This is a genomic window from Achromobacter sp. UBA5777 (genome assembly GCF_002418565.1).
Taxonomy (GTDB): Bacteria; Pseudomonadota; Gammaproteobacteria; order Burkholderiales; family Burkholderiaceae_B; genus Achromobacter; species Achromobacter animicus.
In genome coordinates, this window is the sequence record NZ_DIEJ01000097.1 from 1 (window position 1) to 25,198 (window position 25,198).

Consider the following 25,198-nt stretch of genomic DNA (forward strand, 5'->3'; position numbering starts at 1 on the left):
CTTGGCCAGCACGGTGTTGCCCGCCGCCAGCGCGGCCGCGACTTGACCGGTGAAGATAGCCAGCGGGAAGTTCCACGGGCTGATGCACAGCACGGTGCCCAGCGGTCGGTGCGTGTCGTTGCTGAACTCCTGCTCGGCCTGGTCGGCGTAATAACGCAGGAAGTCCACGGCCTCGCGCACTTCCGCGATGGCGTTCGGCAGCGATTTGCCGGCTTCGCGCACGATGAGGCCCAGCAGGGTCTGCATCTGTTCTTCCAGCAACTGCGCCGCGCGGCGCAGGCACTGGGCGCGCTCGGCGACCGGCGTGGACTGCCAGATCGGCGCGGCATTGGCGGCGGCGCGCAGGGCGACTTCGGCGTCGGCCGAATCGGCTTCGATGACATGGCCAACCACGTCACGCAGATTCGCCGGGTTGCGCACTTCGATTGCCTTGGCGGCATCCCAGTGTTCGCCGCCCTCGCCCAGCATGGGACCGGCGCGCCACGGCGTGCCGGCGCTGGCCAGGAGGGCCGCCGACAGCGAGCCCAGGCGATGTTCGTTGCTGAGGTCCAGACCCGCCGAGTTGGCGCGGGCGCCGTCCTGCGGATTGCCGTAAAGCTCGCGCGGCAGCGGAATCTTCTCGTGCGGGGCGCCCAGCGGCGTGATGCGCGAGGCGGCTTCCACCGGGTCGGCGACCAGCGTTTCGACCGGGATTGTCTCATCGCCGATGAGGTTCACGAACGAGGTATTGGCGCCGTTTTCCAGCAGGCGGCGCACCAGGTACGCCAGCAGCGTTTCGTGCGTACCGACCGGCGCGTAGATGCGGCACGGACGGTTGAGCTTGCCCTGGGTCAGCGGGCCGACCACTTCTTCGTACAGCGGCTCGCCCATGCCGTGCAGGCACTGGAACTCGTATTGACCGGGGTAGTAGTTCTGGCCGGCAAGCTGATAGATGGCTGCCAGCGTGTAGGCGTTGTGCGTAGCAAATTGCGGGTACACGGCTTCGGGCGCGGCCAGCAGCTTGCGGGCGCAGGCAATGTACGCCACGTCCGTGTACAGCTTGCGGGTGTAGACCGGATAGCCTTCCAGACCGTCGACCTGGGCGCGCTTGATTTCGCTGTCCCAGTACGCGCCTTTGACCAGGCGCACCATCACGCGGTGACGGCTGCGGCGGGCCAGGTCGATCACGTAATCGATGACGAACGGCGCGCGCTTCTGGTAAGCCTGGATGACGAAGCCGATGCCGCTCCAGCCTTCGAGTTCCGGCGTGAAGCACAGCGCTTCCAGCAGGTCCAGCGAGATCTCCAGACGGTCGGCCTCTTCGGCGTCGATGTTCAGGCCGATGTCGTAGCTGCGCGCCAGGATGGTCAGCGCCTTCACGCGCGGCAGCAGTTCCGCCATGACGCGTTCGCGCTGGCCGCGCGAATAACGCGGATGCAGGGCGGACAGCTTGATCGAGATGCCGGGGCCTTCGTAGATGCCGCGGCCCGCGGCGGCCTTGCCGATCGCGTGGATGGCTTGCTCATACGACGCGTAGTAGCGCTCGGCGTCTTCGGCCGTGGTCGCCGCTTCGCCGAGCATGTCGTACGAATAGCGGAAACCGCGCGATTCCATCTTGCGGTTGTTGGCCAGGGCTTCGGAAATCGTCTGGCCGGACACGAATTGTTCGCCCATCATGCGCATGGCCATGTTCACGCCCTTGCGCACCAGCGGCTCGCCGCCCTTGCCGATCAGGCGCGTCAGTGCCTTGGACAGCGACTGCTCGCTGCTCACGGCCACCAGCTTGCCGGTGATCATCAGCCCCCAGGTGGCGGCGTTGACGAACAGCGACTGCGAACCGCCCATGTGCGACTTCCAGTCGCCGCGGGCGACCTTGTCGCGGATCAGCGCGTCGCGTGTGGCGCGGTCGGGAATGCGCAGCAGCGCTTCAGCCAGACACATCAACGCCACGCCTTCCTGGCTGGACAGGGAGAATTCCTGGATCAGGCCTTCGACCCCGCCACCGGTGCGCTTGCCGCGCAGCTTCTTGACCAGGCCGGCCGCCATCGCGTGCACCTTTTCCAGGTTGGGCACGCGGGCCTGGCCCAGCAGCAGCGGCACGCACTCGGGTTCTGGCCGGCGATAGGCCGCCGTGATGGCGGCGCGCAGCACGGATTGCGGCTGCACGTCCTGACCGAACTCGTAGAACGGCGGGGTGGGCGCGGCATGGGATTCGGCCGCATCCTCTTCGCCCGCGGCATCCGCGCTCAGGTGGGACATCTCGGCGGGCAGATGGCCGCGCTCGATCTTGTCCAGATAGGACAGGATCGCCTGCTTATGCAACCAATGCGGCGTGCAGTTGAGCTTGGTGGCGGCGGCTTTCAGGCGGTCGCGGAGTGCGTCGTCGACTTTGACGCCGAGGGTCGTGCTGGCCATAAGAGATTGCTTCCTGTCGCATGGCAAAGGTGTAACTGGGCCCGGACGGGACCCAGTATGGGTAGGACCGTATGCTAGACAGGTTGCAACCGCGTTTGTATTAAGGTTAACCCTAGGTTGAATCCAGTTAACCGCTTGAGATCGCGAGGTTTATGACCGAAAACCCGGGGCGGATCATTCCTTCAGCGCGGAACATCCCATCATCTGGACCGAGCCGGAACCCGCCGGATTCTGGCCGCGAATGGCGGCCGCCATGACGCCCGCCAGGCTAACCACCGCGCGCTGCTGCGCCGCAATCAGGCTGCCGACGGCCTCGTCCGGCACGTTTTCGGTGACGACGCTGCGGCACAGAAGGCCCCTGCCCTTCGTGTCGACGGGCCGTACCCGCCAGGTGGCATCCAGTTGCGCCATGCTGCCCGACACCATCTCGAAGCGTTGCACGTCGGTCTGGATGCGCCAGATCGGCGCCCCCGGCCCCGGCTTGACCATCTGCACGTCGAGTGCGCCAAGGTCACGCTTGAGCGCATCGGACAAGGCATTACGCAATTCGTCGCCCAGCGGCGAGCTCCAGCGTTCGGAATACAAGGCGGAAATGCTGCCGTCGCCGGTGCGGACCATCAGCTGCGGCTGGTCGGCCTGCGTGGATAGCGTGACGGGCTGCACCTCGATCAGGAACGAGGCGGAACCCGGCGCCGCGGCGGGCGCACCCGAGCGCTCGGGCGTCTGCAGCGTGTAGTAGTGGACGGGCGGCGACGACCCGCACGCGGCCAGCGCGCCGGACAGCGCCAGCACGGCCAGCGCAGCGCGGGCGCGTTTGCTGCGGGACGGGGTTGCGAAGCAAGAGAGTCGGCTTTTCATGAGCGTCTAGTTCCTGACTGGGCCGGCGCCCGGGATGGGGTCTTCGCCTCTGCCGCGCAGCAGGGCTTCGGGATTCGATTGCAGGAAGTCGGCCAGCGCGCGCAGCGAACGCGCCGCGCGGCTCAGTTCCTGCATCGCCCGCTCGGTGTTGACCGGCAGCGAGGCGTCAGAGGCCAGCAGCGAGTTGATGTTCGCCATCGAGTCCTTGGCCGCCTTGAGCGCCTTCTGGGCCTCGGGCGCCACCTGCTTGTCCAGGCGGTTCATCAGCTTGGACGTGCTGGCCAGCGTGGCGCGCAGGTCCTCGCCGATCTTGTCGAACGGAATCTTCTCGATCTTGGTGACGATGTTGGTGACCTGCTGCTGGAGCTGATCCAGGTTGCCCGGCACCGTCGGGATGATCGCCGGTTCCGACATCTCGAATTCAACCGGCTTGGCGTTCGGCACGTTGTCCAGCACCACGTACAGCTGGCCGGTCAGCAAGTTGGCCGTGCGCAGTTGGGCGCGCAGCCCATGCTTGATCATCACGCCCAGCAAGCGGCCGCCTGCCACGTCGCCTTCCTTGATCGCACGCTCGCGGACTTCTTCGTAGACGCGGCCCAGCCGTTCCGGATACAGGGTCGCATCCACCAGCGAATAGAAGCGCTTGGTGGCGGGATCGAAGTCCAGCGTGATCTGCGTGACGTCGCCCAGCGTGATGCCATTGAAGTCGATCGGTGCACCCACGGTCAGGCCGCGGATCGACTGGTCAAAGCGCATGCGGATCGGGAAGGCCTCGCCGTCAGGATTGGCCTTAGCTGCGGCCTCGGTGGCGTACAGGTCGAACTCGGTGTCGGCCTTGGCCGCCGCATCGCCGTCGCGGGCGTTCTGCACGGTTGCGAACGCCACGCCGCCCACCGCCATGGAGACGAGCGACTGCGTGCGCACCTTCAGGCCATCGGCATTGACGCTGAAGTCCACGCCGCTGGCGTTCCAGAAGCGGGTGCCGTTGGTGACGAATTTGTCGTTGGGCGCATCGACGAACACCTCGACATTCACGGCGCTGCCGTTCTCGTCCAGGGCATAGCCGATCACCCGGCCCACGTTGATGCGGCGGTAGTAGACGGGCGAGCCGATATCCAGAGAGCCCAGGTCCGACGCCTTGAGCATGAACCGCTTGCCCGCGCGGTCGTGGGTCACGGCGGGCGGGGTTTCCAGACCTTCGAAAGACAGCTTCGTGGCGCGGTTGCTGTTGTCCTTGCCCTCTTCCGCGTCCACGCCGATATAGGCGCCCGACAGCAGAGTGCCCAGGCCCGACACGCCGCTTACGTCCAGCCTCGGCCGCACCACCCAGAAGTTGGTGCCTTCGCGCGCCAGGTCGGAGACCTGCTTGGACAGCTCGGCTTTCACGACCACCTTGCTGCGGTCGGCATTGAAACCGATGGATTTGACCGTGCCGATGTTCACGTCCTTGTAGCGAAGCTGGGTCTTGCCCACTTCCAGGCCTTCGGCAGTATTGAAAGAGATGGAAATGTCGGGTCCGGCCTGCATCCAGGTTCGCACGACCAGCGACAGGCCCATCAATGCGGCCACGACAGGGACCAGCCAGATCCAGGAGATCCGGCTTTTTTTCTTGCGCGAGATCGCGGGCGACGCGAATTTCTCTTCACCAGATCCGGGGGCTTGCTCGGACATCTACTTTTTCCTTTTCTGAGCGGAAAACAACGGCGGGAGGCCTTTCCTAGCCCACTTGCTTGCCGGAGACGGACGCCGGCGCATGCCGGCCCTCCACCGGCGCTGATTCGATTTCGGTCTGACCTTCAAGGTCCCAGCTACGACGCAGGTCGAAGCTCATGGCAGCCAGCATGGTCAGGATGACAACCACGCCGAACGCGGCGGCGCCGGCACCGGCGCTGATTTCCATCAAGCCCTGAAAGTCGGCCAGGGCCGCCAGCAATATAACGACAAATACATCCAGCATGGACCACTGGCCAATGAATTCAACCATCTGATACAACCGCGTACGCGCCCCCAGATTGGTTGTGCTACGCCATTGTTCTGTAAGAAGCAGCAGGATCAGCGCCAGCAGTTTGGTCAGCGGCACCGCCACGCTGGCGATGAACACGATCAGCGCAATGTCCCACGAGCCCATCTGCCAGAGTTCCACCACGCCACCCAGAATGGTGTGCGCGCTGTCGCCCAGCAGCGAATTGACGTTCATGACCGGCAGCACATTCGCGGGAATGTAGAACACGACGGCCGCAAGCAGCAGCGCCCAGGTGCGCGCCACATGGTCGGGCTTGCGGTAATGCACCACCGCGTCGCAGCGCACGCAGTAATGATGCGCCTCGGGATCGGCGTCCTTCGGCAGCGCCTGCACCTGACCGCAGACGTGGCACCCGGTCAACACGACGTCGGGCCCGGCTTCGGGCACATGCACGGGCACCACCCCGACGGATTCGGCATACCGCCACAGCACGTGGGGCGACAGTTTGCCGAGCATCGTCAGCAGCACAGTCAGGATGCCGAACGCCGCCAGACCGATGCCAGGCGCCACCGCGGCCATCCCGGCCAGTTTCACGACCGCAACCAGCACGCCAAGCAGGAAAACCGGCACCATGCACCACGGCCGCAGCACACCCAAAAGGCGCATGGCGGCGTGGAAATCCGCGGGCTCGCGGCCGCGCGACAGCGGCCCCAGCACCCACAGCAGCACGATCAGCTGCAACAGTGGCAGCGCGAAGCCCGCCAGGCCGGTCATGATGGACACGACCCAATGGCCCTGACGCCAGGTAATGGAGATGGAATCCAGCAGGGAAGCTTCTTGGACCATGCCCTGCACGGACATCGAAGCGACCGGGTAGGCGTTGGCCACCCCGAAGACGATCAGGGCAGTGATGGCGAGCGCCAGCCAATTGGACAAAGTAAGCCCGCTGTAGCGCCAGAGCACGGCGCCGCAGCGGGCACAATTGGCGGTCTCGCCAGGTTCAAGCTGATGTCGGCGATAGATGCTTGCGCAATGTTCGCATTCGATCAGCGGCTGGCGGTCCGCGGTCATCAGTCGACGAGTTCGACTTCCTGCTTATCCGGCGCGTCCGACGAAGGCGGCTTGCCGCTATCGTCAAAGTCCAGCGTAACCTTGCCCGACTCGTCCAGATCCACCGTGACCGAACCGCCGTCGACCAGCTTGCCGAACAGCAGCTCGTCGGCCAGCGCGCGCCGGATGGTGTCCTGAATAAGACGTTGCATGGGACGCGCGCCCATGAGCGGATCGAACCCCTCCTTGGCAAGGTGTTCACGCAGGCGCGTGGTGAAAACGGCTTCCACGCGGCGCTCGTGCAACTGGTCTTCAAGCTGCATGAGGAACTTGTCCACCACGCGCATGATGACCTCGTGGTCCAGCGCGGCAAAGGGAATGATCGCGTCCAGGCGGTTGCGGAATTCGGGCGTGAACATGCGGCGGATTTCCGCCATTTCGTCGCCCACCATCCGCGAGTTCGCAAAACCGATCGACGGACGGTTCAAGGTCTCGGCGCCCGCGTTGGTCGTCATGATGAGGATGACGTTGCGGAAGTCAGCCTTGCGGCCGTTGTTGTCGGTCAGCGTGCCGTGGTCCATGACCTGCAGCAGGATGTTGAACACATCCGGGTGCGCCTTTTCGATTTCGTCGAGCAGCAGCACGCAATGCGGCTGCTTGGTGATGGCCTCGGTAAGCAGGCCGCCCTGATCGAAACCCACGTATCCGGGCGGCGCGCCGATCAGGCGCGACACCGCGTGGCGCTCCATGTATTCGGACATGTCGAAGCGCAGCAGTTCGACACCCAGCGTGAACGCCAACTGGCGTGCGACTTCGGTCTTGCCGACGCCCGTGGGGCCCGACAGCAGGAAGGCGCCGATCGGCTTTTCCGGCTTGCCCAGGCCCGAGCGCGCCATCTTGATGGCGGCAGACAGCGCGTCGATGGCGCCATCCTGGCCGAACACCACCGTCTTCAAGTCGCGGTCCAGCGTGGCAAGCTTGCTGCGGTCGTCGTTGGAGACGGACTGCGGCGGAATGCGCGCGATCTTGGAAACGATGTTTTCGATGTCGACCTTGCCGATCACCTTCTTCTGGCGCGACCGCGGCAGCAGACGTTGCGCGGCGCCGGCCTCGTCAATCACGTCGATGGCCTTGTCCGGCAGGTGGCGGTCGTTGATGAAGCGCGCCGACAGTTCGGCGGCAGCCGACAGCGCCGCGGCCGAATAGCGCACGCTGTGGTGTTCTTCGAAGCGGCTTTTCAGGCCGCGAAGGATCTGCACGGTCTGTTCGATGCTGGGTTCGGGCACGTCGATCTTCTGGAACCGGCGCGACAGCGCGTGATCCTTTTCAAAGACGCCACGGTATTCGGTGTAGGTGGTTGCGCCGATGCACTTGAGCTGCCCCGACGACAACGCCGGCTTGAGCAGGTTGGAGGCATCCAGCGTGCCACCCGACGCCGAACCGGCACCGATCAGCGTGTGGATTTCGTCGATGAACAGGATCGCGTCGGGGTTACCGCGGATCTGCTTGAGCACGCCTTTCAGACGCTGTTCGAAATCGCCGCGGTACTTGGTGCCGGCCAGCAGCGCGCCCATATCCAGCGAATAGACCTGAGCGGCCTGCAGGACTTCGGGCACTTCGCCGCGCGTAATGCGCCAGGCCAGGCCTTCCGCGATGGCGGTCTTGCCCACGCCGGCCTCGCCCACCAGCAGCGGGTTGTTCTTGCGGCGGCGGCACAACACCTGAATGACGCGCTCGACTTCGTGCTCGCGGCCGATCAGGGGATCGATGCGGCCGGCCAGCGCGGCGGCGTTCAGGTCGGTGGCGTATTGATCCAGCGGCGACTGACGCGAGTCGCCCTGCTCTTCACCATTGGGCTGTTGCTCTTTCTGCACGGCGGCGGACTCCACCTGCGGCTGTTTGGTAATGCCATGGGACAGGAAATTGACCACGTCCAGGCGCGTGACGCCCTGCTGTTGCAGGTAGTACACGGCGTGCGAGTCCTTTTCGCCAAAAATGGCCACCAGCACGTTCGCGCCCGTCACGGGCTTCTTGCCCGTGCCGCCGGCCGAGACGTGCATGATCGCGCGCTGAATGACGCGCTGGAAACCCAACGTGGGCTGCGTGTCGACTTCGGCGCCGCTGGGGATCACCGGGGTGTTTTCCGATACGAACTGGCGCAGGTTGCGGCGCAGGTCGTCCAGATTGGCCGCGCAGGCGCGCAGGACCTCGACCGCCGAAGCGTTGTCGAGCAACGCCAACAGCAGGTGCTCGACGGTAATAAATTCGTGCCGGGCCGAACGGGCCTCGACGAAAGCCATATGCAGGCTGACTTCAAGCTCTTGAGAAATCACGCTTCCTCCGTAACGCATCGAAGCGGGCTAATACACGATTCATATTCTATGCCGATCATGGCGTAACGCCAGCGATTTCAAAAACCACGCTGTCGTGCCGGCCATGTGTATCCATGACGGTTAGCGTATACCGGCCGTCGTGCGCCAGCACCAAATTAAACGGATGACCCGCGGCGCCATGACTTGCGACACGACCATCGAGCATCCACCAGACTTCGCCTTCAGCGCCCTGGACGTCGACGTCCAGCGCAACTTGCCGCATGCCGGGCACGGGCCGCAGCACCGAGCCGTTGGCCACACCCCCGAGCCGAAGCGGTCCCTGGGTGGCATCGGCATAGCCGGCAAACGAGGGCGGCGCCGTTTCATTGAGCATCCAGGCCGCCCGCTGTTCGGGACACGCGCCCGAGGGCTCGCTACCCAGCCTGTAACCCAAGGGCCAGCATGTCACCACCGCCTGCACCGTTTCGGGCCTGACGCGGACCTGCTGGGCCCCTTCCGGCAATGCCGCCACGATGTCCTGCAGTAGCGGCGCCGCCACGTTCGCCCCAAAAAATCCTGGATTCGGCGTACCGTCGGGCCTGCCGACCCATACGCCGATCGTCCATCTGTCGGTCACGCCGACTGCCCAGGCGTCCCGGAATCCGAAACTGGTCCCGGTTTTCCAGGCCAGTTGCCGGCCAGGATTGCCCGACTGGTAAAACGGCCGGTCCGGGTGTCCACCACCTTCGAGGATGTCCCGGACGATCCAGGCCGCGCCAGGACTCATCATACGGGACTCGACAACCGGCTGCTCCGCCGTCAAGCGCGGCCGCCCCGATATGCCGTCCCGGGCCAGCGCACGATACGCGCCGACCAGTTCTTCCAATGTGGTGCCACCCCCGCCCAAAATCAAGCTGAGATTTGGCTCGGCACCTGCGGGCATTCGTAACTTCACGCCGCCCGTCAGCATAACCGAGGCAAAACTGGCCGGTCCGACCCGGTCCAGCAAATCCACCGCAGGCACGTTGAGCGACCGCTGCAACGCCTGCGCCACGCTGATCGGCCCGGCGAAGGCCGCCTGGAAATTCCCGGGGGCATAGCCGCCGAATGACATGGGCGCGTCGATCAGCAGGCTTTCCGAATGGATCAGGCCATCGTCCAGCGCCATTGCATACAGGAACGGCTTGAGCGTGGACCCAGGCGAGCGCCAGGCCTGCACCATGTCCACGTGGCCGAGCCGCTGGCGGTCACCGAACGCCAGCGTGCCGACATAGGCACGCGCCTGCAGGGTCTGGTTGTCGACCACCAGCAGGGCCGCCGAGGTGCGCTCGGGCAGCGTGGAGAAGTAGCTGGCCACGCGTTCTTCCAGGGTGCGCTGCAGGCCGATGTCGATACTGCTCTGAATGCGTGCCTGGCCCGGATGCGCCGAGTGCAGGCGCTGTGCCAGCAACGCGGCATGCAGCGGCGGCCGCAGCGAGCGTGCGACCACGTTCTCGATGCGCGCATCTTCCACTTCTTCCGCTGTCCACGCGCCCAGCTCGGCCATGCGTGACAGCACCTTGTCGCGTGCCTTCTGCGCCGCTTCCGGATGGCGGTCCGGGCGCAGCCGGCTCGGCGCCTGTGGCAGCACCGCCAGCAACGCCGCCTCGGCATGCGACAGCTGCGCCGCCGGCTTGCCCAGGTAGGCCCAGCTGGCCGCTTCCACGCCCTCGATGGTGCCGCCGTAGGGTGCGCGCTCCAGGTACAGGGCCAGGATCTGCTGCTTGCTCAGGTGCACTTCCAACTGCACCGCACGCAGCATCTGCTTGAGCTTGCCCCAGGGCGTGCGCGTATGCGGATCGAGGATGCGTGCGACCTGCATGGTCAAGGTCGAGCCACCGGACACGATGCGACCACCGCGCAGCAGCTGGCCACTGGCACGCAGGATCGCCAGCGGGTTGATGCCCGGATGGCGCCAGAACCAGCGGTCTTCGTAGGTCAGCAGCGCCTGCAGGTACAGCGGCGAGACGCTGTCGGTCGATGCCGGATAACGCCACACGCCCTCGGCGTCGGCGAACGCACGCAGCGGCGTGCCATCGGCAGCCACCACCAGAGTGCTGGTATCGCGTTGCTTCGGCAGCGGCGGCGGGAAGGCGAAATCCAGCACCAGCAGCAGTGCCAGCGTGGCCGCCGTACCCCAGCGCAGCCACGGCCACAGCGGCTGCAGCCGGCGGCGCAGGGCCGCCCGCCGGGTCGTCATCGTGTTCGTCATTGCAGCGTGCCGCATTGGAGCTTGCCAGCTGGACGGGCCGCGCCGTCGCGGCCCGTCCGCGCGGTCACGGCTGTACCACCGTGATCGTGGTCGGGTTGCTGCGGCCGACGCCGCGCAGCTGCGGCCGGTACATGTCCTCCACCAGCGGCGGCGGGACCGGGAAGGGACCCGGGGGCACCGCGCGCACCAGGTAGAACACGTTGGCCTTGCTGCCACGCGAGAGCTTCAGCGCGGCCACGTAGCGGTCGTCGCGGAATTCCTCGTGCTTGGTATCGGCGGCTTCCCCCCGGTCGCTGATGGTGATGCCATCGACCACCACGTCGGCCCACTGCTTGGCATCGCCCAGGTTGAAGTTCTCGATCTCCAGGCCGGCCGGCAGCAGGTCGGTCAGCAGTGCATCGGGCATCGTGGTGTCAGCGGTGACGGTGACGCGCACGATCAGGGCTTCGCCTTCCTTCAGCGGCCGCGGCGACCACGGCTTGCCATCGGTGCCGTAGTAGCTGCGCTCGACGCCCAGCACGCTGTTATCCGGTGCCGGCGCGCTGCGCGGGATACCGGCCACGTCGATGCTGGCGAACATCGGCGGCTGGCCCTGCGGGGTGAAGCGCACGCCGCTGGCGAGTTCATTTGCACTGAAGTTGCGGCCGAACAGCTTGCGTTCGCCGATGGCTTCGGTGTTGCCACCGATCACCAGTTCACCGGCCACCAGCGCCTTCTGGTTGGCAGCAAGCGCCTTGCCAAGGCGGGCAATCGCCACCTGTTCCTGCGTACTCAGCCACATCCAGCCGGCATTGCGGCGCGCATCCAGGCCGCGGCCGAGGTCAACCGCACGTGCATCCCAGGCCGGCTTGGCCAGCTTGTTTTCGTGGGTCAGCGCGATCATCAGCGCGTCATCACGGATCGCACTGCCGTAGTCGCCGAAGTACGACGGGCGTTCGCTGCTGGACTTGGCGAAGGCCGCCGCCAGCGCGGCCTGGCCGCGCTTGGCATCGCCCTGCAACGACAGCGCCACGCCCAGGTGGACCAGCGACAGGCCGCCGACCGCCTTGCTGCGCTCGTTGTCGTACAGCGTGCGCAGGGTACCCAGCGGCGCACGGTTGACCCTGGCCAGCACGTAGCCCGAGTACGCCTGGTTGGCGAACTTCAGTTTCTCGCGGTCGTCCTGGCCATAGAACTGGTTGCCACCGGACAGCAGATCCTCGCTGAGGCGGTTGAGTGCCTTCTGCAGCACGTTGTCGGGCACGGCGAAGCCGGCGTCCTTGGCATCGAGCAGGAACTCGGTGATGTACGGGGTCAGCCACGGGTTCACGTAGCCGTCGTCACCCCACATCGAGAAGTTGCCATTGGCCACCTGCATCGACGCCAGGCGGCCAAACGCACCTTCCATGCGCTCGCGGCGGGTCTTGGCATCCAGCCCGTCGGCACCGAGCATCGACGATGTTGCCTGGTCCAGGATCAGCGCGGCGTAGCCCTTGCTGGTGGTCTGCTCGGCACAGCCATACGGGTAGTTCAATGCACCCTGCAGCGCACTGGCGAACGGGATCGGCGGCAGCGGGCTGACCAGCAGGCGGGCATTCACCGACTCGGCCATCAGGCCATCGGTCAGGCTGTTATCGAGGCTGACCGCGGCCAACGGATCAAGCGTGCGCACCTGCGAACGCAGCACCTGCGGCCACGCCGCACGCACCGGCAGGTCGTAACGGCGATCGGCCTTGAAGCCGTTGCCGTCCACCCGCACCCGCACCTTGGCCACGCTGTGGCCCTCGCGTGCCGAAAGCGGGAAGCTCAACGTGGTCTTGGCGTCGGCATTCAACTGCACGCTGCGGCTGCCTTCGCCCAGGTTCAGCGGGCCCTCGCTTTCCACCTTCACGTTGAACTGGCCCGGCTTGCCGGTGAAGTTCTGCACATCCAGGGTCACGGTGCTGCGGTCGCCCGGAGCGAGCACGCGCGGCATGCTGGCTTCGGCGAGGATCGGCGCACGCACCACGGTTTCCACGTCGCGCTTGCCGTACTGGTCATCGCTGTAGACCAGTGCCGACACCCGCAGGGTGCCGTTGAAGTCCGGCACCTTCAGGCGGATGCGGGCGATGCCCTTGGCATCGAGCTGCACCGGGCCAGAGAACAGGTCCACGGTCTGCACGCGCGCGGTCGGGCGCTTGGCCTGCGGCAACGCCTGCAGCGCCATGTCGCCACCGAACTTCAGCTTGCCGGCGCCGCCGTCAAAGCTCTCGATCACCCGGCTGTAGATGTCGTAGGCATCGATGCCGAGGCGACGCTGGGCGAAGAAGTGCGCACCGGCATCGGGCACCGGGAAGCGGGTGATGTTGAGGATGCCCACGTCCACCGCCGAGACCGTGACGTGCGCCATTTTGCCGGCCAGCTGCGGTGCGCTGACCGTCACCGGCAGGTCCTGTTCCGGTCGCATCTGCTTGGGCGCTGCCAGGCCGACGGCCACGGTGCGCCCCTTGCGGTCCATCGGCACGTGCACCACGCCCACCGCACGGGCCGGGGTGATCTTGCTCGGCGCACTGCCGCCGCGGAACACCAGCGCGGTGATGTAGACGTCGTGGCGCTCCCAGTCAGCGGTGACCGGAATCTTGAAGGTCGAACCCGGCTTGGCGTCGATGTCCTGCACGTACAGCATGCGGTCGGTCTCGACCATCAGGATGCCCTTGCCGGCGTGCGGCGGGGTCACCGTCACCTCAAGCGTGTCGCCTGCCTTGTAGCCGGTCTTGTCCAGGCCCAGCTTGATCTTGTCCGGGCGCGCGTCCAGGCCGCGGTTGTCATCACCCCAGCTCCAGCCGGCGCGGAACGGGTAACGGCTGGTCAGGCCGGTGGACGGGTCGAACACGTCCACCCGGTACTCGCCCCACTCCACCGGGAAATCGAAGGCGACCGCACTGCTGCCGGCATCGACGGTGCGGGTTTCCTTGTTCTCGAAACGGCGGGTGAAATCGTAGTCCCAGCGGTTGTCGTTGAAGGTCCAGTGGTAGTCGCGCAGCTCGCGCACCAGAGTGATCTTCAAGCCCTTGGCCGGCTGCGGCGTACCAGCAGCATCCACGCGCATCAATTCGAAGCGCGCGTTGCCGTTGGAATCGGCACCGTCCTCCGGGTTGAACAGCGGGCGTACACCGACCAGGGCGTTGGCCGGCCACATCACCCGCTTCAGGGTACGGGTGACCGTGCGGCCACCGGTTTCATACAGGCTGCCGGACAGCACTACGGCAATCGGCGCCTTGGCCTTGGCTGCCTCTTCCGGCAACGCGACGTCCTCACGCAGCTGGCCGTTGCCCGGCAGCGTGGTATCGATCACGTCCTTGGCCTCGCGCGGCAGCTGCAGGGTCGGGTCACCGAAGAAATAGCCCGGCAGGCCCTCCACCGGCTTCTGCTCGGCGGCCACCGCCATACGTGCCGTGAAGCGGTTGCCATTGGCCGGTGCCCCGTACAGATAGGCACCATTGGCCTGCAGGCGCAGGTCCTCACCCGGCTTCAGCGTCTTCTGCGCGCTGTCCAAGTCCAGCTTCATGCGTTCCGGCAGGAATTCCTCGATGCGCAGGGTCATGCCCTGGATCGCTTCCTTGCTGGCCGGGTCGGTGCGGAACTCGACCTGCCAGCGCCCGGTCGGCGCCTCGGCGGGAATGACCTGCTCGAAGTTGATGTAGCCCTGGTCGCCCGGCTGCAGGCGGGTCTCGCGGAAGGTCTTGCCGTCGGGCTGCTTCAGCCGCAGGAATACCGGTTGCGCCTTGACCGGCTTGCCGTCGTTGTCGCGCAGCAGGGCGGACAGGCGCACGGTCTCGCCCGGGCGGTACAGGTCGCGGCCGGACCAGGCGTAGACGTCGAACCAGGCATTGTCACGGCCGGCCACGGCGAATTCGCTCAGGTCCAGCGCCGGCTGGTTGAACGGCAGGAAGCTGGTGTCCTTGCCGGTGCTGGCGACCAGCACGTGGGTGGCATCCAGGGTGTAGTTCAGCAGCGCATTGCCATTGCCGTCGGTGCTGCCCTTCAGCACCACCTCGCCCTTGGCATCGAGCACGCGCAGGTCGATGCCCTTCAGCGGCGCGCCGTCCTTCAGGCCGGCGGTATGGACGAACAGCTTGTCCTTGTAGGCGCGGGTATGCAGGCCGATGTCGCTGACCGAGAAGAACGCGGTATCGAACTCGCCTTCGTAGTCACCGGTGCGCTTGAGCAGGGCGAAGTACAGGCCCGGCTCCTGCAGTTCCTTGATGTCCTGGGTCGGCAGGTAGGTCAGCACCCGCTCGTTCTTCTTGCCGCCCAGGATGAAGCGGTTGACGTAGACCGGCTCTGCCAGCTTGTTGATCGGGCTGCGCTCGTAGTCGCTGCTCAGCTCCCAGCTGCCGCGGCGGCCACCGCGCTGGTACTGGCTGAAGAAGGTCGGCAGGTCCTTCTCGCGCACGCGCAGGAACTCGACGTCGACCTCCGGCACGTTCACCGAGACCACCGGCAGGCCACGACTGTCCTTGGCCGGCAGCACGCTGCCCTGCGAGGCGAAGCCGACCACCGGTTTCAGCTCGCCGCTGAACACCTTCTGTTTCAGCTCCTTGCCCAGGCGGCTGCCATCGGCGGCCAGCAGGTCCGGCGAGACCACCAGGCTGAACTCCTTGCCGGCCTCGACGAACGGGTAGCGCAGGGTCAGGCCGTCATCGGACAGCGTCCAGCTGCTGTCGTCGGTGCCGACCTTCTCTTCGAAGCGCACCAGCTTGTCGAAATCCTGGGTGCCGACCAGCGGGCGCGAGAACTCCAGCGCCAGCGACAGGCCGTCATTCTTCTGGTCCGGGTAGGCACGCAGCAGGGTGAATTCCTTCACCTGCTCGGCCTTGGTGGTGATGGCTTCACCGCTGGCCTTGGGCAGCTGCCCGCTGTCATTGCGGCAGCCAGCCAGGCCCAGCAACAGGCCTCCTGCCAGTACCGCCGCCGCCCATCCCCACCGCTTCCGCCGTGCCGGACCGCTCATGTCGTCACTCCTTGATCGAGGCGGCCATTATAGGCAGGCCACGTCAAAGTGTTGACGCGAATTCGGCAATTGCCCCAAGTGCGGGTAGTGCCGGCCGCTGGCCGGCAACCGGCATGGCAGATTGGATGGAATTGCCGGCCAGCGGCCGGCACTACCGATCGCTCTAGCCCGGCAGGTACAGGTCCACGTAGTCGGTCACCGGCATCGCCGCCAGCGCCACAGGGTCCAGCGATGCGGCCAGGATGCGCTGCTGCTGGGTGGTCGGGAAGCGGTGGGCCAGGTGCCGGCGGAACTTGTCCATCAGCAACGGAATGCCCTCCTCACGTCGGCGCGCGTGGCCCAGCGGGTATTCCACCAGTACCTCGGGCAGCTCAGTACCGTCGCTGAAGCGCACACTCAGGCCGTTGGCGATGCTGCGCTTGTCCGGGTCCAGGTAATCGGCGCTGAGCTGCGGATCCTCATGACAGGCCATCTTCGCGCGCAGTGCGTCGATGCGCGGGTCGGCGGCAACGTCGTCCTCGTAATCCTCGGCCGTCAGCCGCCCGTGCAGCAGCGCGATGGCGACCATGTACTGCACGCAGTGGTCGCGGTCGGCCGGGTTATGCAGTGGGCCCTGCTTGTCGATGATGCGGATGCAGGCTTCCTGGGTCCGGATCGCGATGTGCGCGATGTCCTCGACCCGCCGCCCCATCGCACGCAACTGCTGGTGCAGCATGACCGCGGCCTCCACTGCGGTCTGGCCGTGGAACTCGGCCGGGTAGCTGATCTTGAACAGCACGTTCTCCATCACATAGCTGCCCAGCGGTCGCCCCAGCGTCAGTGACTGACCGCGCATGGACACGGCCTCGAAGCCCCAGGTTGGCGCGCTGAGCACGCTGGGATAGCCCATCTCACCACTGGCCGCCATCAAGGCCAGGCGCACGCCACGGCTGGTCGCATCGCCGGCCGCCCAGCTCTTGCGCGAGCCGGTGTTGGGAGCGTGCCGGTAGGTGCGCAGCGCTTGGCCATCGACCCAGGCCAGTGACAGCGCATTGAGCATGCGCTCGCGGTCCAGCCCGAGCAGTTGGGCGACCACGGCCGTGGTCGCCACCTTGACCAGCACCACGTGGTCGAGCCCCACCCGGTTGAAGGAGTTCTGCAGGGCCAGCACGCCCTGGATCTCGTGCGCCTTGATCATCGCCAGCAACACGTCGTGCACGGTCGGCGGCGGTCGGCGCAGGGCCTGCGCGTTGCGGCCCAGCCAATCGCAGACGGCGAGGATGCCGCCCAGGTTGTCCGACGGGTGCCCCCATTCGGCGGCGAGCCAGGTGTCGTTGAAATCCAGCCAGCGCACCATTGCGCCGATGTTGAAGGCGGCCTGCACCGGATCCAGCACGTAGTGCGTGCCCGGTACGCGCGCGCCGTTGACTACGCTGATGCCCGGCACCAGTGGACCGAGCAGCTTGCTGCAGGCCGGGAAGGACAGCGCTTCCAGGCCACAGCCCAGCGTATCGAGCAGGCAGTGGTGCGCGGTCTGGAACGCCAGCGGTGAGTCGATGCGCGCGTCGCGCACGTAATCGACGATGTCCACCAGCAGCGCATCCCAGGCTGCACGCTCGTTGGATGGGGTGTGGCTGTCGGACATCGTCGATCTCCTCTTCAGAAGCAGGTCAGGCCGCGCCTCCCGGTAATCGCCAACCTAGGTTGGCGCTGGACCGTACCCGGGCGGTGCCAATGCAATGCCAACCAAGGTTGGCATCCACCAGAGCATGTGATGCCGGCGCCGTTCGGCTGGTTACTCGACCGGTACCCGCACCTTGCCTTCCATCAGCACGCGGGCGCTGCGGCTCATGATGGCCTTGGTCACCGTCCACTGGCCGTCAACGAGACCGGCCTGCGCACCCACGCGCAACGTGCCGGAGGGATGGCCGAACGTCACCGCTTCGCGTTCGCCGCCGCCGGCGGCGCGATTGACCAGCGTGCCCGGGATCGCCGCTGCGGTACCGATCGCCACGGCGGCGGTCCCCATCATCGCGTGATGCAGCTTGCCCATCGACAGCGCACGCGCATGCAGGTCGATCGCCGAGGCCGGAATGGCCTTGCCGCTGGACGACACGTAGTCCTGTGCCGGTGCCACGAAGGCGACCTTCGGTGTGTGCTGGCGGGTTGCCGCGTCTTCCAGCGTGTTGATCAGGCCCATGCGCAGCGCGCCGTAGGCACGAATGGTCTCGAACTTCTGTAGTGCCGCCTTGTCTTCGTTGATTGCCGGCTGCAGCTCGGTCCCGGTGTAGCCGAGGTCGGCGGCGTTGAGGAAGATGGTCGGGATGCCGGCGGTGATCATGGTCACCTCGAAGCTGCCCACGCCGGGCACGTCCAATGTATCGACCAGATTGCCGGTCGGGAACATCGCGCCCGCATCACCGTCATCGGACGGATCGATGAATTCCAGCTGGATCTCGGCCGCCGGGAAGGTCACGCCATCCAGCTCGAAATCGCCGGTCTCCTGCACTTCGCCATCGCGCATCGGCACGTGCGCGATGATGGTCTTGCCGATGTTGGCCTGCCAGATGCGCACGGTGCACAGGCCATCGCGCGGCACCCGGGCCGGATCGATCAGCCCATGGGCGATCGCGAACGGACCCACCGCGGTGCTGAGGTTGCCGCAATTGCCGCTCCAGTCGACGAAGGCGGTATCGATCGAGACCTGGCCGTACAGGTAGTCCACATCGTGGTCCGGCACCGAAGCGGTGGAGATGATCACGCATTTGCTGGTGCTGGACGTTGCACCGCCCATGCCATCGGTCTGCTTGCCATACGGATCTGGCGAGCCGATCACGCGCATCAGCAGCGCATCGCGTGCGGCACCTGGCACCTGCGCGGCTTCCGGCAGATCCTGCAGGCGGAAGAACACGCCCTTGCTGGTGCCACCACGCATGTAGGTGGCGGGAATACGGAGTTGCGGGAGGAAGGTCATGGATCGGGTTCCTGTGTGCAGTGAAACAATTCTCTGGGAGCCGTGCACCGCCCTAAGGTGGGCCATATGTACTGGCTTCATCTTCGATTCGATGCGCGCTCGAGCAGTTTCTGGAAGTGCCCCAGAGGCAGGGGGCCGGAGGCCCCGAAGCAAGACCTTCAGCGATCAACTGGCGAAGCAGGTCTTCAGCCTTGCTTCGCCGACGCTGACGGATAAGGTCGCGAACGTACTCGGAAGCGCTGGCGTAGTCGCCTTCACGAACTTCCTGGTCCACGAACTGTTTGAGCTCATCAGTCAGCACCACGTTGACATTGACCATATAGACCTCCACTGCGGAACTGTCACGCGACAGTCTGCGAGGCACCAAAGGCAACGACAAGGGCAGAAAGCGCCAGCCGTTGCTTAAAGAGGCCTTCGCCATCACGCAGGCGCTCCAGTATGACTTCGCCGCGCCCGCGCGGACGTTCCCTGCTGCCATCGGAACAGGTACAGGATGACCAGCTTGGTACTGCCACTCACCACTGCCAGCAGCAGCAACGGCCATCCCATCCGTAGGCCCATGGCGAAGGCAAATACGATCGTGGACAGGTCCATGAGCAGGATCCACTGGCTCATCCGCAGCGACACTGCACCGGTATGGCCATTGCGAAGGATCAACAGGATCTGATGCGTGTAGCCCTGCGCCAGCAAGGCAGTGATGGCCACGATCATCGCACTGGCCACCACCCTGCCCTCGTCCGCGTGACGATCACCCCAGGCCAAGCCGGTCAGCGCGCAGATCAGCAGCAGCGCGGCTGCCAACACGCTGGTCGTCGCGGAGCGATTCCGTCGGTCGCGCCAGATCTCCACCAGGATGGCCATGACCAGCACCGACGCGAGCAAGCGTGGCCAGACAATGAAGTGATTGAACGGCGTGACGCTGTAGCCATAGACGAAGAAAGACAGGTACGCCAGGAAGCTGACCGTGAATTGATTCAGCGACAATACTGCAGTGGCGCTGTCAGTCGCGTCCGCACGCTCCCGACGGTTGCGCACCAGGCGCAACTGCGCGCCCACACCCAATAGGCTCAGCAGGATGAAGGCGGTGTTGACCGTGCCTGCGATGTTGTAGAACGCCGTTCCCATGCAGATGGGGCAACACCCCTCTCCTCCGTGACCACCGCCATGCGGGCCGAAGCCAGCATGGCGGCAACTCGATACAAGTCAGCTATCTGCTGCCTTACGCCACCTTGGCGCCTTCCAGGAAGTCCTGGGCGAAGCGCTGCAGCACGCCGCCGGCCTCGTAGATCGCCACTTCCTCGTCGCTGTCCAGGCGGCAGGTGACCGGCACGATCACGTCCTGGCCGTCGCGGCGGTGGATGACCAGGGTCAGTTCGGCACGCGGGGTACGCTCGCCGATCACGTCAAAGGTCTCGGTACCGTCGATCCCCAGGGTCAGGCGGGTGGTGCCCGGCTTGAACTCCAGCGGCAGCACGCCCATGCCGATCAGGTTGGTACGGTGGATGCGTTCGAAGCCCTCGGCCACGATCGCCTCGACGCCAGCCAGGCGCACGCCCTTTGCGGCCCAGTCACGCGAGCTGCCCTGGCCGTAGTCGGCGCCGGCGATGATGATCAGCGGCTGCTTGCGCTCCATGTAGGTCTCGATCGCCTCCCACATGCGCATCACCTTGCCTTCCGGCTCCACGCGCGCCAGCGAACCCTGCTTCACGCTGCCGTCGTCATTGCGCACCATTTCGTTGAACAGCTTCGGATTGGCGAAGGTGGCGCGCTGCGCGGTCAGGTGGTCGCCGCGATGGGTGGCGTAGGAATTGAAGTCCTCTTCCGGCAGGCCCATCTTCGCGAGGTATTCGCCGGCGGCACTGGACGCCAGAATCGCGTTGGACGGCGACAGGTGGTCGGTGGTGATGTTGTCCGGCAGCACCGCCAGCGCGCGCATGCCTGCCAGCGTGCGCTCGCCCGCCAGTGCGCCCTCCCAGTACGGAGGACGGCGGATGTAGGTGCTCTGCGGGCGCCAGTCGTACAGCGGGCTGACCGCGGTGCCGTGCTCCACGCGCACGTTGAACATCGGGTTGTAGACCTTGCGGAACTGCTCGGGCTTCACCGAGGCCTTCACCACCGCGTCGATCTCGGCATCGCTGGGCCAGATGTCCTTCAGGCGCACTTCGTTGCCGTCGGCATCCACGCCCAGCACGTCCTTCTCGATATCGAAGCGGACGGTGCCGGCGATGGCATAGGCGATCACCAGCGGCGGCGACGCCAGGAAGGCCTGCTTGGCGTACGGATGGATGCGGCCATCGAAGTTGCGGTTACCCGACAGCACAGCCGTGGAATACAGGTCACGGTCGATGATTTCCTGCTGGATCTTCGGATCCAGCGCACCACTCATGCCATTGCAGGTAGTGCACGCGAAGGCGACGATGCCGAAGCCGAGCTGTTCCAGGTCGGGCAGCAGACCGGATTCTTCCAGGTACAGCTGGACGGCCTTGGAACCCGGCGCCAGCGACGACTTCACCCACGGCTTGCGCTGCAGGCCACGCGCGTTGGCGTTGCGCGCCAGCAGTGCTGCGGCGATCACGTTGCGCGGATTGGAGGTGTTGGTGCAGCTGGTGATGGCCGCGATGATCACCGCGCCATCGGGCATCAGGCCCTGCGCCTGCTCGGCCTTGCCCGCTTCCAGCTTGGCCTCGTCGGCGATGCCGCGCTCGGCCAGCTCGGCAGTGGCCACGCGCTTGTGCGGGTTGGACGGGCCAGCCATGTTGCGCACCACGCTGGACAGGTCGAAGCGCAGCACGCGCTCGTACTGCGCGGTCGCCAGATCGTCGGCCCACAGACCGGTGGTGCGTGCGTAGTTTTCCACCAGCGCTACCTGCGACTCCTCGCGCCCGGTCAGGCGCAGGTAATCGGTGGTCTGCGCGTCGATGTAGAACATCGCGGCGGTGGCCCCGTATTCGGGGCACATGTTGGAGATGGTGGCACGGTCACCGATGGTCAGTGCCGCGGCACCCTCGCCGAAGAATTCAAGCCACGCGCCGACCACGCGTTCCTTGCGCAGGAACTCGGTCAGCGCCAGCACCACGTCGGTGGCGGTGATGCCCGGCTGCGGGCGGCCAGTCAGTTCGACACCGACGGTGTCGGGCAGGCGCATCCACGACGCGCGGCCCAGCATCACGTTCTCCGCTTCCAGACCACCCACACCAATGGCGATCACACCCAGCGCATCCACGTGCGGGGTGTGGCTGTCGGTGCCCACGCAGGTATCCGGGAAGGCCACGCCGTCCTGCACGTAGATCACCGGAGACATCTTCTCCAGGTTGATCTGGTGCATGATGCCGTTGCCCGGCGGAATCACATCCACGTTCTGGAATGCCTGCTTGGTCCAGTCGATGAAGTGGAAACGGTCTTCATTGCGACGATCTTCGATCGCGCGGTTCTTCTCGAACGCCTGCGGATCGAAACCACCGCACTCCACCGCCAGCGAGTGATCGACGATCAGCTGCACCGGCACAACCGGGTTGACCTTGGCCGGGTCGCCACCCTTGTCGGCGATCGCATCACGCAGGCCGGCCAGGTCCACCAGCGCGGTCTGGCCGAGGATGTCGTGGCAGACCACGCGCGCCGGGAACCACGGGAAATCGAGGTCGCGACGGCGCTCGATCAGCTGCTTCAGCGAATCGCCGAGCGTGGCCGGATCGCAGCGACGCACCAGGTTCTCGGCCAGCACGCGCGAGGTGTACGGCAGGGTGGCGTAGGCGCCGGGCTGGATCGCATCGACAGCGGCACGCGCGTCGAAATAATCCAGCGCGCTGCCGGGGAGGTTCTTGCGGTAATCGGTATTCATGGGCTGGCGGAGTACTTGGGGCGGGCCGGGTGCCGGCGGTGCGGCGGCGAAAGCACCCGGCCGGCACGCGGCCGGCCGGATGGGTACGGCAGGTGGATCAGACGCGCTTGTCGATGGCGACGAAGTCGCGGTCTTCCGGACCGATGTAGTTGGCGCTCGGGCGGATGATCTTGCCGTCGATACGCTGCTCGACGATGTGCGCGCTCCAGCCGGCGGTGCGGGCGATCACGAACAGGGGAGTGAACATCGCGGTCGGCACGCCCATCATGTGGTAGCTGACGGCGCTGAACCAGTCCAGGTTCGGGAACATCTTCTTGATGTCCCACATCACCGATTCCAGGCGCTCGGCGATGTTGTACATCTTCATGCTCGACTGCTCTTCGGACAGCTCGCGGGCCACGTCCTTGATCACCTTGTTCCGCGGATCGGAGACGGTGTAGACCGGGTGGCCGAAACCGATCACCACTTCCTTGCGCTCGACGCGGGCCTTGATGTCTTCCTCGGCCTCATCGGGACTGTCGTAGCGCTTCTGCACTTCGAACGCCACTTCGTTGGCGCCGCCGTGCTTCGGACCGCGCAGCGCGCCGATGCCACCGCAGATTGCGCTGTACATGTCGCTGCCGGTACCGGCGATGACGCGGCAGGTGAAGGTCGAGGCGTTGAACTCGTGTTCGGCGTACAGGATCAGCGAGGTGTGCATCGCCTTCACCCACGACTCCTGCGGCTTCTCGCCATGCAGCAGGTGCAGGAAGTGGCCGCCGATCGAGTCATCGTCGGTTTCCACGTCGATGGCACGGCCGTTGTGGCTCCAGTGGTACCAGTACAGCAGCATCGAACCGAGGCAGGCCATCAGCTTGTCGGCGATGTCACGCGCGCCCGGATGGTTGTGGTCGTCCTTCTCCGGCGCCACGCAGCCGAGCACGGACACGCCGGTACGCATCACGTCCATCGGGTGTGCCGACGGCGGAAGCTCTTCCAGCGCCGCCTTCACCGCAGCAGGAATGCCACGCAGCGACTTCAGTTTGGCCTTGTACGAAACCAGCTCGGCGCGGGTCGGCAGCTTGCCGTGCACCAGCAGGTAGGCGATTTCCTCGAACTCGCTGGTGTTGGCCAGGTCCAGGATGTCGTAGCCGCGGTAGTGCAGGTCGTTGCCGCTGCGGCCCACGCTGCACAGCGCGGTGTTGCCGGCGGCGGTGCCGGACAGGGCGACGGACTTCTTCGGCTTGAAGGTCGGGGTTGCGGTCGTATCGTTCATGTTTCCCTCCGAAAACTTGATGGTGCAGGGTACTGCTTATTTCTTGGCGGCGAACAGTGCATCGAGCTGCTGCTCGAAGGCGTGGTAGCCGATGCGGTCGTAGAGTTCTTCGCGGGTCTGCATGGTGTCCACCACGTTGCGCTGGTGGCCATCGCGACGCACCGCCTGGTAGACGTTCTCGGCGGCCTTGTTGGCGGCGCGGAAGGCCGACAGCGGGAACAGCTGGATCGCAACGCCGGCAGAAGCCAGTTCATCGCGGCTGAACAGCGGGGTGGCGCCGAATTCGGTGATGTTCGCCAGCACCGGCACCTTCACCGCGTCGACGAAGCGGCGATAGGTGTCCAGGTCGTAGGCCGCCTCGGCGAAGATGCCGTCGGCACCGGCCTCGACACAGGCGATGGCGCGCTCGATGGCCTTGTCCACGCCGTCCACCTGGATGGCGTCGGTACGCGCGATCAGGAAGAAGTCCGGATCGGTCTTGGCATCGGCAGCCGCCTTCACGCGGTCGACCATTTCACCCTGCGAGACGATTTCCTTGCCCGGGCGGTGACCGCAGCGCTTGGCGCCGACCTGGTCTTCGATGTGGCAGGCGGCCGCGCCGGCCTTGATCAGCGACTTCACGGTGCGCGCGATGTTGAACGCGCTCGGGCCGAAGCCGGTGTCGATGTCGACCATCAACGGCAGGTCGCAGACATCGGTGATGCGGCGCACGTCCACCAGCACGTCTTCCAGGGTGTTGATGCCCAGGTCCGGCAGGCCCAGCGAGCCCGCGGCAACACCGCCGCCGGACAGGTAGATGGCGCGGAAGCCGGCGCGCTTGGCCAGCAGGGCGTGGTTGGCGTTGATCGCGCCGATCACCTGCAGCGGCGATTCGGCAGCCAGCGCCTCACGGAAGCGGGCACCGGCGGAGAAAGGAGTGGAAGCGGTCATGCGGCAATCCAGGTTGAAGTACGGGAAAGAGAGCGCAAGCACCATGCCAAGCTGCAAGCCGTTGATTTCACGGGAATGACGCCCATGCAACAGCGAAACATATGAAACATTGAAACAGATGTATCATGAAACATCCCGTCCAACGCGCGCCGCCATGTACCTGCCCCGCTCGCCCCTGCGCCACGCCGATGCCGACCCCAGTCGGCCGGTGATCTGGACCGTCAGCGTCTCGCGGCTGACCGGTCTTCTCGGCGACGTCATTCCCGAGTTCGATCGCCGCGCGCGTATCGAGCAGATCAACCTCGGCTTCGAGGAAGCGGTGGACGTGATCGGCCAGCGCCTGCGCCGCGAGCACTGCGACGTGGTCATCGCCGGCGGCTCCAACGCGGCCTGGCTGCGCAGCCGGCTGGAGCTGCCGCTGG

At 65.8% G+C, this 25,198-nt stretch carries 15 protein-coding genes; 1 reads left to right on the plus strand and 14 read right to left on the minus strand.

From position 1 onward, the window contains the following. The 14 genes from putA to prpB all read right to left on the minus strand — a co-directional run. A partial coding sequence (gene putA / locus B3446_RS06785) for a bifunctional proline dehydrogenase/L-glutamate gamma-semialdehyde dehydrogenase PutA (RefSeq protein ID WP_291378646.1) occupies nt 1–2,394 on the minus strand: 2,394 nt, incomplete at its 3' end. 174 nt (nt 2,395–2,568) lie between these two features. Next, nucleotides 2,569–3,252 (minus strand): PqiC family protein, encoded by a 684-nt coding sequence (locus tag B3446_RS06790; protein ID WP_191575611.1) that lies wholly within the window; start codon nt 3,250–3,252, stop codon nt 2,569–2,571. A 6-nt stretch (nt 3,253–3,258) separates the two neighbouring features. Next, the gene (locus B3446_RS06795; RefSeq protein ID WP_191575612.1) at nt 3,259–4,923 is read right to left on the minus strand and encodes an intermembrane transport protein PqiB; all 1,665 of its coding nucleotides are present in this window, start codon (nt 4,921–4,923) and stop codon (nt 3,259–3,261) included. Nucleotides 4,924–4,969: 46 nt separating this feature from the next. Continuing rightward, entirely contained in the window at nt 4,970–6,286 is a 1,317-nt protein-coding gene (locus B3446_RS06800; protein ID WP_291378649.1) for a paraquat-inducible protein A, read from the minus strand. Next, entirely contained in the window at nt 6,286–8,598 is a 2,313-nt protein-coding gene (clpA, locus tag B3446_RS06805; protein WP_175138389.1) for an ATP-dependent Clp protease ATP-binding subunit ClpA, read from the minus strand. The genes B3446_RS06800 and clpA overlap by 1 nt, the downstream gene beginning before the upstream one ends. A 55-nt stretch (nt 8,599–8,653) precedes the next feature. Next, nucleotides 8,654–10,816: a penicillin-binding protein 1C gene (gene pbpC, locus B3446_RS06810; protein ID WP_291378717.1), complete on the minus strand. Its 2,163-nt coding sequence runs from the start codon at nt 10,814–10,816 to the stop codon at nt 8,654–8,656. A gap of 76 nt (nt 10,817–10,892) precedes the next feature. Beyond that, nucleotides 10,893–15,800, minus strand: coding sequence for an alpha-2-macroglobulin family protein (locus B3446_RS06815; RefSeq protein ID WP_291378652.1), 4,908 nt, complete (start codon nt 15,798–15,800; stop codon nt 10,893–10,895). 163 nt (nt 15,801–15,963) lie between these two features. Beyond that, a complete protein-coding gene (locus B3446_RS06820; RefSeq protein WP_049404545.1) occupies nt 15,964–17,424 on the minus strand; it encodes a bifunctional 2-methylcitrate dehydratase/aconitate hydratase in 1,461 nt (486 codons plus the stop codon). Nucleotides 17,425–17,574: 150 nt separating this feature from the next. Then, the gene (gene prpF / locus B3446_RS06825; RefSeq protein ID WP_033835382.1) at nt 17,575–18,753 is read right to left on the minus strand and encodes a 2-methylaconitate cis-trans isomerase PrpF; all 1,179 of its coding nucleotides are present in this window, start codon (nt 18,751–18,753) and stop codon (nt 17,575–17,577) included. A 52-nt stretch (nt 18,754–18,805) separates the two neighbouring features. After that, nucleotides 18,806–19,174, minus strand: coding sequence for a type II toxin-antitoxin system ParD family antitoxin (locus tag B3446_RS06830; RefSeq protein ID WP_231522733.1), 369 nt, complete (start codon nt 19,172–19,174; stop codon nt 18,806–18,808). Continuing rightward, on the minus strand, nt 19,174–19,878 hold the full coding sequence (locus B3446_RS06835) for a hypothetical protein (protein ID WP_033835384.1): 705 nt from the start codon (nt 19,876–19,878) through the stop codon (nt 19,174–19,176). Before B3446_RS06835 ends, B3446_RS06830 begins: the two co-directional genes overlap by 1 nt. 94 nt (nt 19,879–19,972) lie before the next feature. Next, nucleotides 19,973–22,591 (minus strand): Fe/S-dependent 2-methylisocitrate dehydratase AcnD, encoded by a 2,619-nt coding sequence (gene acnD, locus B3446_RS06840; RefSeq protein WP_049404542.1) that lies wholly within the window; start codon nt 22,589–22,591, stop codon nt 19,973–19,975. 97 nt (nt 22,592–22,688) lie between these two features. Further along, a complete protein-coding gene (gene prpC, locus B3446_RS06845; RefSeq protein ID WP_005410655.1) occupies nt 22,689–23,846 on the minus strand; it encodes a bifunctional 2-methylcitrate synthase/citrate synthase in 1,158 nt (385 codons plus the stop codon). A 36-nt stretch (nt 23,847–23,882) separates the two neighbouring features. Further along, a complete protein-coding gene (gene prpB, locus B3446_RS06850; RefSeq protein WP_049404562.1) occupies nt 23,883–24,776 on the minus strand; it encodes a methylisocitrate lyase in 894 nt (297 codons plus the stop codon). 154 nt (nt 24,777–24,930) lie between these two features. On the opposite strand from prpB, the gene B3446_RS06855 reads away from it, so the two are divergent. Continuing rightward, a partial coding sequence (locus tag B3446_RS06855) for a PrpR N-terminal domain-containing protein (RefSeq protein ID WP_291378713.1) occupies nt 24,931–25,198 on the plus strand: 268 nt, incomplete at its 3' end.